Source organism: Pseudarthrobacter sp. 05T312 (assembly GCF_056396685.1).
Genome location: NZ_JBFTLY010000064.1, coordinates 1 through 398, shown reverse-complemented (window position 1 = coordinate 398; position 398 = coordinate 1). Strand labels below are relative to the sequence as shown.

At 56.9% G+C, this 398-nt stretch carries 1 pseudogene; it reads right to left on the bottom strand.

From position 1 onward, the window contains the following. A pseudogene (locus AC1DIP_RS22320) lies at positions 1–398 on the bottom strand (IS5-like element ISKpn26 family transposase); the annotation flags it as partial.

The following is a 398-nucleotide window of genomic DNA, read 5'->3' as shown; positions in this document are numbered from 1 at the left end:
GCCTCAATGATGGTGGCATCCACCAAAGTGCCTTGGGTCATCATGACGCCTGCTTCGGCCAGCCAGCGATTGATGGTCTTGAACAATTGACGGGCCAGTTGATCCTGCTCGAGCAGGTGGCGGAAATTCATGATGGTGGTGCGATCCGGCAGGGCGCTATCCAGGGATAATCGGGCAAACAGGCGCATGGAGGCGATTTCGTACAGGGCATCTTCCATGGCACCGTCGCTCAGGTTGTACCAGTGCTGCATGCAGTGAATACGCAGCATGGTCTCCAGCGGATAGGGCCGTCGGCCATTGCCCGCCTTGGGATAAAACGGCTCGATGACAGCGGTCATATTCTGCCATGGCAGRATCTGCTCCATGCGGGAGAGGAAAATCTCTTTTCGGGTCTGACG